13 protein-coding genes are annotated in these 12,993 nt (G+C 46.7%); 8 read left to right on the top strand and 5 right to left on the bottom strand.

The window, feature by feature from the left end; translation table 11 throughout:
• Positions 1–10: 10 nt before the first annotated feature.
• The 3 genes from UNH61_RS12910 (at position 11) to UNH61_RS12900 (ending at position 3,901) form a co-directional block, all read left to right on the top strand.
• Complete coding sequence (locus tag UNH61_RS12910) at positions 11–232, top strand: DUF4974 domain-containing protein (protein WP_339071664.1); 222 nt, start codon at positions 11–13, stop codon at positions 230–232.
• Between the two features lie 172 nt (positions 233–404).
• A complete protein-coding gene (locus tag UNH61_RS12905; protein WP_326992406.1) occupies positions 405–2,867 on the top strand; it encodes a carboxypeptidase-like regulatory domain-containing protein in 2,463 nt (820 codons plus the stop codon).
• 2 nt (positions 2,868–2,869) lie between these two features.
• Positions 2,870–3,901, top strand: a complete 1,032-nt coding sequence (locus UNH61_RS12900; RefSeq protein WP_326992405.1) for a DUF4249 family protein — start codon at positions 2,870–2,872, stop codon at positions 3,899–3,901.
• A 10-nt stretch (positions 3,902–3,911) separates the two neighbouring features.
• On the opposite strand, the gene UNH61_RS12895 is transcribed toward UNH61_RS12900, so the two are convergent.
• Both UNH61_RS12895 and UNH61_RS12890 read right to left on the bottom strand, forming a co-directional pair.
• A complete protein-coding gene (locus UNH61_RS12895; protein ID WP_326992404.1) occupies positions 3,912–5,696 on the bottom strand; it encodes a M1 family metallopeptidase in 1,785 nt (594 codons plus the stop codon).
• Between the two features lie 203 nt (positions 5,697–5,899).
• The gene (locus UNH61_RS12890; protein ID WP_326992403.1) at positions 5,900–6,271 is read right to left on the bottom strand and encodes a hypothetical protein; all 372 of its coding nucleotides are present in this window, start codon (positions 6,269–6,271) and stop codon (positions 5,900–5,902) included.
• A 242-nt stretch (positions 6,272–6,513) separates the two neighbouring features.
• On the opposite strand from UNH61_RS12890, the gene UNH61_RS12885 reads away from it, so the two are divergent.
• A complete protein-coding gene (locus tag UNH61_RS12885; protein ID WP_326992402.1) occupies positions 6,514–7,587 on the top strand; it encodes a ParM/StbA family protein in 1,074 nt (357 codons plus the stop codon).
• Positions 7,588–7,596: 9 nt separating this feature from the next.
• A complete protein-coding gene (locus UNH61_RS12880) occupies positions 7,597–8,061 on the top strand; it encodes a polymer-forming cytoskeletal protein (RefSeq protein WP_326992401.1) in 465 nt (154 codons plus the stop codon).
• Between the two features lie 83 nt (positions 8,062–8,144).
• Here UNH61_RS12880 and UNH61_RS12875 read toward each other — a convergent pair whose 3' ends face one another.
• From UNH61_RS12875 to UNH61_RS12865, 3 genes are read right to left on the bottom strand one after another with little or no spacing between them, the layout of a single operon-like run.
• Entirely contained in the window at positions 8,145–8,372 is a 228-nt protein-coding gene (locus UNH61_RS12875; protein WP_326992400.1) for a DUF3820 family protein, read from the bottom strand.
• Positions 8,373–8,382: 10 nt separating this feature from the next.
• The gene (locus UNH61_RS12870) at positions 8,383–8,775 is read right to left on the bottom strand and encodes a hypothetical protein (RefSeq protein ID WP_326992399.1); all 393 of its coding nucleotides are present in this window, start codon (positions 8,773–8,775) and stop codon (positions 8,383–8,385) included.
• Between the two features lie 28 nt (positions 8,776–8,803).
• A complete protein-coding gene (locus UNH61_RS12865) occupies positions 8,804–10,963 on the bottom strand; it encodes a S9 family peptidase (protein ID WP_326992398.1) in 2,160 nt (719 codons plus the stop codon).
• 158 nt (positions 10,964–11,121) lie between these two features.
• On the opposite strand from UNH61_RS12865, the gene UNH61_RS12860 reads away from it, so the two are divergent.
• The 3 genes from UNH61_RS12860 to UNH61_RS12850 are packed head-to-tail and all read left to right on the top strand — an operon-like array spanning position 11,122 to position 12,725.
• Entirely contained in the window at positions 11,122–11,382 is a 261-nt protein-coding gene (locus UNH61_RS12860; protein ID WP_326992397.1) for a hypothetical protein, read from the top strand.
• Between the two features lie 50 nt (positions 11,383–11,432).
• Complete coding sequence (locus tag UNH61_RS12855) at positions 11,433–12,047, top strand: trimeric intracellular cation channel family protein (protein WP_326992396.1); 615 nt, start codon at positions 11,433–11,435, stop codon at positions 12,045–12,047.
• Between the two features lie 30 nt (positions 12,048–12,077).
• Entirely contained in the window at positions 12,078–12,725 is a 648-nt protein-coding gene (locus UNH61_RS12850) for a MarC family protein (protein WP_326992395.1), read from the top strand.
• Positions 12,726–12,993: the final 268 nt, after the last annotated feature.

The following is a 12,993-nucleotide window of genomic DNA, read 5'->3' as shown; positions in this document are numbered from 1 at the left end:
AACTGGCATTTTGCAATTTAATGACCTGCCACTTGTTGATATATTGCCACAATTAGCCGACTTTTACGCAAAAGATATCAGGATTGATGAAAAGTACCGGGAAACAGCTTCGCAGCAGAAAGCTACGATCACATTCCGGGATCAATCTTGTGACGAAGTTTTGCATGAATTACAACTATTGCTGGGATTCAACTACAAACAGACAGGCGACACTATTGTTATCAGCCAATAGATCAGTCAGAAACACATTAGTTATTTTTTCATTTCTGTTACTGGCGTCTATAAAGCCTGTACTGGCCCAGAAGGGGCGTGATAATATTCTTCAGACACGATACGCACCTCCCTCCCGGCAGGGAACGATCCTCTTTTACATACAAGACATACAAAAAACCACCGGGATTAGTGTGTCTTATAGTTCCAGCTTTCTTCATCTCAACAAGAAAGTACAGCTGACCGGCAATGAACGCACAACCGGCGCGGTATTAAATACTATTCTTCAGGGTACCGGCATACAGGCCGCTGCATTGAATGGTAAAATATTCCTCCTCCGGGAAACATCGCAAACACAGTATTACACCATCAGCGGTTTTGTAAAAGAGGTCAATAGTAATGAGGCTATCATCGGGGCATCGGTGTATGATCCGGTAACCCGGAGAGGTACAGAAACCAATGCCTATGGGTTCTACAACCTGCAGGTACCTGATACCTGCCAGGGTGTTGTGTTTTCGCATATCAGCTACAAACCTGTGTTTCAGCGCCTGCCTCCCCCGGACGAAGGCCAGCTCGATATTCATATGGAGAGCAGAGGTATGCTGCAAACGGTAGTGGTAAATGGCGAGCATGATACCCTGAACTCTCAGCCCGGTTATGTGAACATGCCGGTTGGTTATGTGTCGCAGTTTCCGGCACTGCTGGGCGAAAAAGATGTATTAAAATCGCTGCAGCTGTACCCCGGAACGAGTAGCAGCCTGGAGAGCAGCAGCAACCTGCTGATCAGAGGTGGCGGCGCCGACCAGAACCTTTACCTGCTCGACGGCGTTCCCCTGTACCATACCGGTCACCTGTTTGGTCTGTTTTCAATTTTTAACGGAGATGCTGTAAAAGATGTGTCCCTGTTCAAAGACGCTTTCCCTGCCCGTTTTGGCGGCCGCCTTTCCTCTGTGGTGGATATCCGTACCAAAGATGGGAATATGAAAGAATGGCACGGCAGCACCACGCTTAGCCCGGTATCCGCCAGCGCATTGCTGGAAGGGCCTATCGTAAAAGACAAAAGTTCTGTTTCCCTCTCGTTCCGCAGGTCGCTGGTAGATCTCCTGTATGGCAGGATCTATCTACAGGACTATGGTAAATATTATCTCTATGATGTCAACTTCAAACTAAATCAGATCATCAATAACAGGAACCGCATCTATATAAGCTTCTACCGCGGTTACGACAGGATGTTCATTCAAAGCAGCAATCCGATCATCCAGCTGTTTGATGATTACAATTTCGACTGGAGCAATATCAGCGCAGCAGTGAAATGGACCAGGGTGGTAACGCCTAAAGTCTTCTCCAATACTACGCTTACCTATAGCCGGTTTAATAACATCTTCACTCAAAATTCCGTTATCCCACTCTCCTATTCCGATTCCCTTTTTGTTAAAGGGAAAGGCGTTTCAAGGGTACGGGATATCGCTATCAAGAATGAAACAGAATATATGGTAAGCAACAACCACCACGTGTCTCTCGGAGCCGGTTATGTTTATCACAACTTTGCACCTACGGCTTATCAGACGAATATATCCGCAGGAGAAGCCACCAAGCGAAAGGCGCCTATCTATTATATGTCTGAAGTAAACGTTTATGCGGAAGACGAGATCAGTGCAGCGAATGACCGCCTCATTATACGCCCTGGTTTATACATCGGTGCGCTGGCACAGAAATCCTCTTTTTATTTAAGCGCACAGCCCAGGTTTATGATCCGCTGGAAACTGCCGCAGACACAGTTTATACAGGCTTCCTTCTCTAAAATGACGCAGTTTGTGCACCAGCTGACTACACCGGTGATCAACCTCCCGACCGATCTGTGGGTACCCAGCACCGATAATATTCAACCGGAGCACGCATATTCTTATAGCTTGTCTTATCAGCGCCAGTGGAACAATCAATGGCGGTTCAACACCAACTTCTACTACAAACAGTTGAAAGACCTGGTGACCACCAATACGGTGCTTAATATATTCGATAACTCGGATCTGTGGGAAAAGAAAGTAATCTCCGGTAACGGTTATAACTATGGCAGTGAAGTGCTGATCGAAAAAACACGCGGAAAACTAACCGGGCTGCTGTCGTATACCCTCTCCTGGTCGTGGCGCCAGTTCGATCGCCTGAATGGCGGCAAGCGGTTCCCCTATAAGGAAGACCGCAGGCATAATATATCGCTGGCATTGAAATACCGCATTAATCCGAAATGGCAGATTTCCGCCACCTGGAAATACGCGAGCGGAGCCCCATTCACGCTGCCGCTGGCGATCTTTCCGGATTACGACTGGGCCCGTAATATCAAAGGTTACCTGGATGAACGCTATTCGCCGTTCACCAGCTTCCAGCTGAATTATCTGCCCTATATTTATAATCTAAATAATTATCGCCTGCCTCCTGTTCATCATCTGGATATCGGCGCCACCCTTAATCTCGGTAACGAGCGGCGCTTCAAGCATGTGATCAGCGGCGGCTTGTATAATATATATAACCGCAGCAATCCGTTTATAGTAAGCTTTGACCAGTTTTCTTATGTTTCGTACGACGACGTGTATCCGTTACAGTTATATCAATACAGTATATTCAGGACGCTGCCTTATCTGAGTTATACTTTCAAATTTTAGTTATGAAGTACCTGTTTCTAATAATATTACCGGTGATGTGTCTGGGGATCATAACTGGCTGTCAACGGCAACTGGAGCTGCCCTCCTACATCAAAGTTTCTCCCCGGGTGGTGATGTACAGCGAACTGGTGGCGAATGAAAAGCCAGAGGTGCGCGTAGGAAAAAGTAAACCGGTGATGCCCGGCATGAACAATAATTTTGAGTTGGTGGCGAATGCAGAAGTAAAACTACTGGATAAAAATGGCAAGGAACTGGAAACACTCGAGTATGTGAAAGACTCCAGCAATGTAATGAGCGTGTACCGCGGCCAGACCACTTTACTCGCCGGAAGAACGTACAAATTGCAAACCAGGATTCCTGATATGAAACCGGTAACCGGCAACACTACTATTCCCACTTCATTCAGAGTAGAGTTGCTCGATACCCTGCGCTCACTGCTCAACGGCCGGCCGGTACTGCGCTTTCATTTCTCTATTACTACAGCACCAAACGTCCGCCAGTATATTGTGATGGAAGCCCTGAAACAAAGCGCTACTGTTGATACTTCCTTCTCTTACCAGGGGCGTCGTTACCGCAAAAGCCAGAACGACTCTTTATACAACAAGGTAAAAGATCTTCCCGGTGCCAACCCGAAAAAAGATACCATCTACCTGAATGATTATCTCCGCATTCCCTGTTATACACAGGATGAAAACGCGGATAACAACCAGATTGGCGGATTGAACGAAAACTATAACAGTATCCTGTTCACGCAATACGGCCGCCCGCTGGAGACCAATTTTTATATTAACGCCATTGCACTCAGCTCTAATCCAACAGAGGCCATCGCGCCTGTTGGGCGTGTACTCGTGTACGTTAAATCCGTTTCAAAAGAGTATTATGATTTTCTCATGACCTACGAAAAGGTAAAAAGAAATCCAGGCCTGAACAGCCTGATTCAGGCTATTCAGCTACGCAGCAATACCCAGAATGGCCTCGGGGTTGTTGGCGGAGTTTATGAGAAAGTGTATTATCTCTATTACGATAGCCTATAGCAAAGTATTCCTAATTCTCCATTACATTATTGCTCTTATCTACATCCGCAGCCCAGGTGCTACCCAACACGGCTTTTTTCACCTTATGGCCGGATGTAAAATCAAGCGTTACCTGCCGGTTTCCTTTCTCCCAGCAGGCAATGCTTCTGTGGAGTTTCATCGTGCTGCCGTCATCAAAATAAAGGGTAACATCTACTGGTACCGGCTTGGTACCAATGGAAGTAATTTCCACGCTGCCGTTTTTGCCCTTTTGCGTTACACGGGTGATGCCAAGATCCGGATAGCCATTATCGAAATACCAGCTTTTCCAGAACCAGTTCATATTTTTTCCGGCCCCGGTATTCATACAATTGAAGAAATCGTATGGTTGCGGATGCTTTCCATGCCATTGTGAAATATAGTAATGCAGCGCTTTCAGGAAGAGACTATCGCCCAACATATCTTTCACATATAAATACCCAAGCGCAGGTTTCGGATAAGAATTAGTTACATATGCTTCTGTAGTTTGATTGGATGGCGTCATAATGGGCAGATCCTGCATCTTGCCGGCGATGCTATTGTACGGGGCCATTCCATAGTCGTCCACGATGCTGCTGTCGATGCAGGGGGATATCGTCCATTCCCCGATGGTAGCCCAGCCTTCATCCATCCAGGCGTATTGGGTTTCGTTGATACCCATATAGAACGGAAACATGGTATGGAAAATCTCATGATCGGTCAGTTCAATAGCCTGCGCCCTGTTCGCCAACGGGTTGTCGTTCACCATCATCGGATACTCCATCTGATCCAGGCCATCGAATACTGTTTCATGATTATACGGGAACGACCATTTCGGGAAATAGTGGCTCATCCGGTCGACGGTAGTCCGGGCATAGCTGATCACCTCCACGAAATCTGTATGGAGCGGGTTAAACGCTACATCCACCCGGGCGCGCCTCCTGGTAGTACTGTCGACCACCACGCTGGTGGAGTTCCAGCAATAATGATCGCTGGTACCAAAAGCGAAGTCTGTAACGTTCTCAGCTTCGAAGCGCCAGGTATTCGTCCGGCCGGGCCGGGTGATCCTGCCCTGGCGGATATCGCTGCTATCCACCACCGCAATGATATCATCGCTCTTTTCGGCCTGGGCGATGCGTTTGATGTACTTTTCGTTATATACTTCTGCTGCATTCTTCAGGTCGCCGGTGGCCCATACCTGATAAGGGCCAGGCACCGTTATCGCTACGCGGAAATCGCAGAAGTCGTTGTAGAATTCCTGCGCGCCTGTATACGGGATCATATCCCAGCCATTGATATCATCGTAAACGGCTATACGTGGAAAAAAATAAGCAATGAAATAAGCGCCGGTATCCACGGAGCCCGTACGTATATGCGTGTTTTCATTGAGCGTGTAGGAGAAGTCGAGCTGACACTGCAGCGATTGGCCCGGCAGCAGGTCCGGCACGCTAACAGGCATATTGGTGCCACGGGGTGGCACCGGCACTGGTTTATCGATGCCATTTATCTTCATATTCCTGATCACCACCCCATCGAACAGGTCGTCTGCCGAAACCGGCATATTCCTGACGGCTCCTTTCTGGAACAGGTTCGGGAATAACTTGAAATTCAGCATCCGCAGTGTATCCGGACTGTTATTAGTATACCTGATCTGCTCCGATCCGGCAATCCGGTTGGAGGCAGTATCGAATCTTACACTGATATCGTAGGCGGCTTTATTCTGCCAGTATCGTGCGCCAGGTGCCCCCGTATGGCTGCGGGTCTGCCTGTCGTAAGCCTTTTTGATATTAGTTGGCATATATAACGGGGTCTGGGCCATTGCCTGCTGCATTATAGTCAGCAGACAGCATAAAATACTAATTCTCACCATAAGCTAAGCTGATCTGAAAACAATGGTATCAAATGTAGGGAAATAAGCGGAAACGGCCGGCCGAAAGATGGACATGAAAGGCGTTTTTGCGACAGGAGTGGCGCTAATAATACGCTTCCGTACATCAAACCTCAGGGAACATGTGTGGTGTCTGCCGGTAATTTCCGGGCTGTATCTGTCAGCGGCTGAGCTGCTTTCAGTGAGTCAACGCCCATATGCAGGCTATCCGTGGCCGCGGCCGTGCTGTCTTTGCCACTACCACCCTTTCCCGGCACTGCGACCGTAGGGCCGGTGTGGTGCCGTTTCGGGGTATAGGATGAAATCTCGCCCTGCTTTTTCAGATCATTCATCATTTTCTTATCAAACAGGTATTTTGGGTGCTTTTCCGGCCGTAATCCACGGTCGAACTGGGCTTCCGCGCCCACAGCGGGAGCCTGGTATATTTTCTGGGAGGGATGACAGGCCAGCAACCAGATCAATGCGGCAAATAAGAGGTATCTCATGTGAAAGTTGAAATGAGTGCAGGTAAGGGAACGGACTATGATTTAAACGACCGCTCCAAACCTTTTATTATCTCAGTCGGGTTTTGAAAATTAAGAGCGCTGTATTAAATTTAACATAAATTCACTGGTTGTCATCCCCTTAATTTTTAATATTTTATATCTTTAAACCACTATTTTCAATCCCGATGGAAACCCTCCGCAGGGAAACACAGGGTTACATCCGTTATATTCAACAAAGCACTATGAAAGTATCTACAACCAGCTTCCCAAGCGTATTTGAAACCGCATTCGGAAACACAGAAAACTCAAGTAAGGATCTGCTCAGTGGATTAAAAATTAAGAAAGATGACACCTGGTACCTCGTGGGTAATCTGGCCAAAAGAGGCGGCATCAACCCTAACAGGATCACCAATGCAGCGCCTTCCGAAGAAGATTATGAAATACTCTTTAAAGCTGCTTTGTTAAATACAATAGACAAAGTACAACAACCTATCTCCCTTACTGTAGGTTTCCCGTTCTCTACCTACAACATCTACAAAAATAATGCGGAGCAGTTTCTCAGTAAACGTCATTTCCTGATCGATTACGACACCCAAACCTACAATACCAAAGGCTCTTTCAAAAAGGCCATGTTTGATATTGAAAAATATGAGGTGATCCCGGAAATTGTAGGAGGCATCATCGGGCTGAAAAAGACCATCAACGAACCTCAGCTGGATAACTTTATTGCTGTCAGCTTCGGATTCGGTACTATCGAAGGAGGCATGGCCACCGGCGATGGACTGATTCACCGCACCTGCTTCAGCTCTCACGGTATCCGTTATGCCATCAACAACCTGACCCGCGAACTGAATCAGAAGCATTACCTGGAAATGAAGAACGAACACCAGGTAGACGATGCGTTTATGAAAGGTTCTATCTTTACCAACCGCAAGCGGATCGACCTCAGGGAAATGCGCAAGAGCGTGCTGACACAATATTACAAAGAAGTGGTATCTCCCCTGATGCGCAGCTATTTCACTGACCTGGATTTTGAGACCTGTGAGAAGATTTACCTGATGGGCGGTGGCGCGTATTACCGGGAACTGACAGACGCTTTCGTGGAAGAGTTTCGCGATTTCGTACCTGTTGAAGTAGCGCCGGAGCCCGAAAAACTCATGAGCGTTGGCTATCTCTATAACTCATTAAGAATATCAGACAATAAACCTCAACGCTGTGTAGGCCTCGACCTAGGTAATGCAAGTTCGATTATTTCAACTTTTGATGACCATGCGCAACCTACAACAGCAACCACTCCTAATCCCATCACCCACTAATTTTGTATTGTGATCAATGTCAGACATTTTTTCCGAAATATAATTGTCCCCGGAGCTTTTCGTATCCCTAAAACAGTATCCGTGAATGGGAGTATTGATGCCTCCGTGTCCGGTCGTATAGACGGCAACGTTAGAGGGGATGTAAAAACCACCGGCAAGCTGGTGGTGAGTGAAACAGCAAACATACGCGGCCACATATATGCTACAGACCTGGTTGTACAGGGAAAAGTGTATGGCGATGTATACATCAGCAACAAAGCGCATATCAGCAACAAAGCACTGGTAAAGGGTGACGTAAATGCGATGGTGCTCGAAATCGAAGAAGGTGCAGTGGTAGAAGGTGCCATCCGGAAAAATGTACAACCGGTGCAAAAAACAGAAGCAGTGTCTGAAACAGAAGAAGAGAAAACTGCGGTTGCTGCCGAAGCCACTCAGGCGGATGTTGAAGAAGAGCAGAATACGAGCTGGTTTTAGTTACCAACTACTAATAAAAATGCAGCGAAGATGATATTGGTTTAAATACCACATCATCTTCGCTGCATTTTTTGCGGGTAGTGCTATTTCTTTCTAAGCGGCGCCAGCAACTGGCTCAGCCCATTCATTTTTATGACCAGCATGGTTTCCAGTAACATCCCCAGCTTGCCTTTGGGAAAACCGTTACGCTGAAACCATTCCAGGTAACTTACCGGCAGATCGCACAAAACAACATCCTTATATTTTCCAAAGGGCATTTTCATCACTACCAGCTGCCTGAGCAGCTCCGGGTCCGGTTGTGTCAGATCCATATCAATGATTTTATGATTGTTTATTAGCAGGCGTGCGGGTAAATAAAACCGCTCCGAAAGCGACTATGGCGCCGGCGAGCGACAGGTACAATGCCGGCTGCGCCTGCGGGCATTCGCCCAGCTCGCAACGCGAATACAGCAGCATATTTCTGAATGTCCATGCCAGCAGAAACCCGCATATGAAAAGGTTGATTCTGGATATCCATTTATGTTTTACCAGAAAGAATACAATCGCCAATACAGCCAGAATAATACTCAACTTCCCCGGCTCTCCATAGTTCGATCCTGTGCCATTCAATCCTGTAAATACCAGATGCCGGCTCTCCACCGCGGACCAGGGGAAAAACGCACATACAATTACAAGCAGCACTGCCAATATTCCGATAATAGCTGTTCTGGACATACTTTCTGTTTTGGGTGGCAAAGGTAGACTATTTTGCCCCCGGTTCACAATGTGCACGCAGATAATTTGTGTACAGGGTAGACAGATGTTCAAATGTTCCCTGTCCTTCCGAAATGCTATGCGTACGGTTAGGATATGCCATGAACTGGAACTGCTTATTGTAGCGGATCAACTCATTCAGCAACATTTCTGCATTCTGATAATGCACGTTATCATCGCCGGTTCCATGAATATACAACAGGTTGCCCTGCAGGTTCTTTGCATAAGTGATCGGAGATCCTTTTACAAAATCTTCCCGGTTTTCTTCCGGCAATCCCATATAGCGTTCCTGGTAAATATTGTCGTATGTTAACTGATTACCTACTGCAGCAATGGCGATGCCTGTTTTGTAGATCTGCGGATACTGGAACATCAGGTTCAGCGTCATCGAGCCTCCACCGCTCCAGCCCCATACTGCCACGCGTTCCGGATCTATAAAGGAATACTTCTTCATCAATGCCTGAGCGCCCATTGCCTGGTCGCGCGCATTGATGAGGCCCACTTTCCGGTAAACACATTTACGCCAGGTACGGCCTTTAGGCAAAGGCGTACCGCGGTTATCCATTGATACATAGATATAACCATCAGCGGCCATATCACCATCATAAAGGAAATTGCGGCCGGCGCCTACGGCATCCAGCGATGTTGCTGCTGCCGGCTCACCGTATACATAAAACACCACCGGGTATTTCTTTGTGGGATCAAAGTTCCGGGGCTTACTCATCCAGCCGTTCAGGGTTACGCCATCTGTAGTGGTGATGGTAAAGAACTCCGGCTTGTTCGTCATCTTTGCCGATCTGTTGATGGCAGAGATGACCACATCGCCGGTACTTTTATGAGCAGGCACCTGAAGGTTTTCACTAACCGGATAGGTTACTGCGTTGTTGAAATCATGAATAGCCCAGTTGCTATACGGTGAAATCTTATAATCGTGTGTACCAGGTTCGTTGGCTGGTGTGATACGTTCTGCTTTCCCTCCGTTCAACGATACCTTGTAAAGATACTGCTGCTGAGGATTTTCAGGAGATGCCAGGAAATAAATCGCCTTTGCAGCTTCATCAATTTTTGCGATGCTGATCACGTCATAATTGCCAGGAGTGAGTAACGTTGCTTTTCCATCTTCCGTATTAACATTATACAGATGACGCCATCCATCCTGTTCGCTTACCCAGATGAATGATTTATTATTACCAACAAAATCCCAACCAGCGATATTATCATCGTCCCAACGGGATTTCACATCTATCCAGGCGCTGTCGCTTTCTTCATAAATAGTGCGGGCTTTGCCGGTAGCCGCTTCGCAGAGCATCAGCTTACTATTGTTCTGCTTCCTGTTGAGCTGTTGTATGATGAGTGTATTTTTGCCGGGCACCCACTCCATACGGGGAATATAATGCTGCTGCTGATCGCCGGGAACCTGCATCCAGGTTGTTTTAGCAGTTTCCACCTCCACTACTCCTACCCTGCATGCTGAAGGGCTCTCTCCTGCTTTCGGATATTCTACCGGTACGGTGAAGGAGTAGATAGAATCTGTATTATCGATCATCAGGAAATCTCTGATCTTTGTAGCGTCTATCTGCCAGTAAGCAATTTTTTTGCTATCGGGGCTCCAGCGAAAACCATCGCGGCAACCAAATTCCTCTTCATAGGCCCAGTCGAAAGTACCGTTGATAAAGCGACGCGTACCATCCGTTGTCATAGCTGTTTCCTGCGCTGTTGCCAGGTCTTCCACAAAAATATTATGCCCGCTTACATAGGCGGCTTTCGTTCCATCGGGCGACAGCTTGGCAAACATCAGCGAAGAACCGGGTTTATCTTTCCCCAGCTGTTGCAGCTTTCCGCTGGCCAGATCCAGCACCCAGTAATCGCCGCGGGTTTCATAGCGCCATACTTTTTTGCTGTTGGTATATAGCAGCAGTTTCTTTTCATCTGCCGAAAAATAAAAATCACGGAGCGGCATTCCATTATAAGCACTGGCCGGTACCTTCACAGCAGAAGATCCTTCAAATGCAACCGTTTCAATACCGGCTGCAGTAGCCTTATAGTACGATTTCCCGTCGCGGCTCCATCTGATGCCTTTTCCGGGTTGGGCCTGCACCTGTATCAGGTACAATGCAGTAAAAACAATGACTAATGTGATTCGTTTCATTACCTATAAATAATTTGCAATTGTAGCCAAGATTATGATAGAAAAAAAATACTTTTTTCCTATTTTTACAACATTTTTAATAAATTAAATTTTGAAAACCAATCGGTTAGGCGTTAACTAGCCGAAACAGCAAACTCAATCCTGGAAAACCATTAGTTATGATTCAGATTACCTTATCTTATAAAAACCGTGAATACAGGCATTTTGAAGACTCTCGCCTGGCCCAGATAGCTGAAACAACAAGAAGACTGCTTTGTGCCCTGCTGGAAGACATTTACGATCTTGTCATGGAAGAAACAGGCCGCTTTTTGATCTATCTCGACTCTCATCCCAAAATAGAAGTACAGGGATTCAGTCATAGTCTGCGCACTAAAATAGAGCGTACATTGAGAGGGGAATACGCTTACGATATGGAATAGCTTGCGTTAACGCAAAGTATCGTTACCTTAGGCCCAAATCAAACAAACGCATGCAGCTTACCTACATACAGGTATTGGAACTTTTGGGCACTTTTGCATTTGCGGTTTCGGGAGCAACGGCAGCAATCAATAAATCATACGATGTGATCGGGCTTTTTGCCCTGGCATTTGTAACAGCCATTGGCGGCGGAACCATACGCGACCTGCTTATCGGCGCCACGCCGGTTGCCTGGATGACGGACGAACTGACCAATACCGCTATTATTGTTGCCGCTATCATTGCCGCCGTGTTTTTCTCCTATGTAAAAAAACTCACGCGCTTACTCAGCACTTTCGATGCAATAGGACTCGGAATGTTCACCATCACCGGCATCAACAAAGGGATAGCTGTACATCTGCCAGTGCCTGTATGCGTGGCTCTGGGCGTCATTACGGGCACCTTCGGCGGACTGCTCAGGGATGTTATCTGCGGCGAACAACCTATTCTCTTCACCCGGGAAATATATGCCGTAGCCTCAATTTCAGGTGGCATATTGTATGTTGCGGCCGGACATTTCACCGGTATATCCGGAGAAGTAGCGCAGAGTATAGCCGTTGCCGTTATTGTTACCATCCGGTTGGTAAGTCTTCGGCATAACTGGCAACTTCCCCGTTTACGGGCATAAACGATAAGTAAAATTCGTTATATTGCTGATATGATGACATTATTTGATAACTACATTCCGTTTGCCACCACTGTATTCATGGGCTTACTGGCCATTGTAAACCCCATCTCTGCAATACCTGTGTTTATGGAGCTGACCTCCAATATGGACAGAAAAGCAAAAAGAAATATTGCCAGTAAATCTGTCTTAATTGCCTTTTGTATTATTCTTGTTTTCAGTGTGGCCGGCAAACTGATCTTTCATGTTTTCGGGATCACCCTGGCAGCGTTGCGCGTAACCGGTGGTATACTCGTATTTATGATCGGTTATGAGATGGTGCGGGGCGAAAAGGAAAACAGGCAGGAAAACCCCAAGCTTGGCTCGCAGCCTGTAAAGGCCGACCAGGGTATTAGTGTGGCGATCACGCCCCTGGCAATGCCACTCCTTGCCGGACCAGGCAGTATCACCACCTCCATGAGCTATTCCGCGGCTAAAGACTTAACCCACCTGGCCATCGTAATTATTATTTATGGGGCTATTTGTTTTATTACCTACCTGCTTTTTATTGCCGGAGAACGTATTGTGAAAATCATCGGTACCAATGTAATGATGGTGGTTACTAAAATGATGGGACTGATACTGGCGGTGATCGGCGTTCAGATGCTGGCACTTGGCATACGCGAGCTTTTCAACTTTTAGAAAAATCACCAAAACAATTTTAAATCGTTCCTTGTTATTATTATTAATATGATGATCCGATAGCCTTTGAACACAATAGTTTAGCAACAGCCAATATCCCCATAGCGTTAACCCGCTATGGTTGTCGACAGTAACTAATAACTAATCCTGAATTTATTACTCCCGGAGGACTTGACGTGTGTAACGCGGTTATATACTATTGTCTGCTATATAAACTTTTTTAGTTGAACAACAGGTAAATCCGTTATTGATTACTAGGTGGATGTTA

Origin of the sequence: Chitinophaga sp. 180180018-3, from assembly GCF_037893185.1 — a bacterium.
Taxonomy (GTDB): Bacteria; Bacteroidota; Bacteroidia; order Chitinophagales; family Chitinophagaceae; genus Chitinophaga.
This window is presented reverse-complemented; position numbering and strand designations above follow the sequence as displayed.